This is a genomic window from Metabacillus niabensis (assembly GCF_020524345.1).
GTDB lineage: Bacteria > Bacillota > Bacilli > Bacillales > Bacillaceae > Metabacillus > Metabacillus niabensis_B.
In genome coordinates this window covers 1-509 of sequence record NZ_JAIVLH010000071.1, presented here as the reverse complement: position 1 = coordinate 509, position 509 = coordinate 1, and the positions used below count along the sequence as shown (strand labels likewise).

The 509-nt window shown below is 36.0% G+C and carries 1 protein-coding gene; it reads left to right on the top strand.

Annotated features, from left to right (window positions below; genetic code table 11):
• A partial coding sequence (locus LC095_RS27365) for a transposase (RefSeq protein WP_226530918.1) occupies positions 1-509 on the top strand: 509 nt, incomplete at both ends.

The window sequence follows — 509 nt, the reverse complement described above, 5'->3', positions numbered from 1 at the left end:
TTCAACATTATAACTGATGCCTATGTTACACCAGGAAATGTCCATGATTCTGTTCCTTATTTATCAAGACTTGACCGCCAAATCGAGCGATTTGGTTTTAAAGTAGAAGCTTCAGCTTTAGATTCAGGATATTTGACTAGTGCTGTTTGTAAAGGATTATCGGATAGAGGCATATTTGGAGTAATTGCCCATAGAAGATTTAAGCCAACCAAAGGTTTGTTTCCTAAATCGAAATTTACATATGATAAAGAGAATGATCTGTATATTTGTCCAAATAAGGAGGAGTTAACTTATCGAACAACTACAAGAGAAGGATATCGAGAATATAAATCTGATCCCAAGAAATGTGCCACATGTCCTCTACTCTCACAGTGTACAAGGTCGAAAACCAAACAAAAAGTAATAACTCGACATGTTTGGGAAGACCATAAGGAGCAAGTTAGATTAAATCGCCTTTCCCCATCTGGGAAAGAACTATATAAATTTAGAAAAGAAAAGGTAGAGCGAAG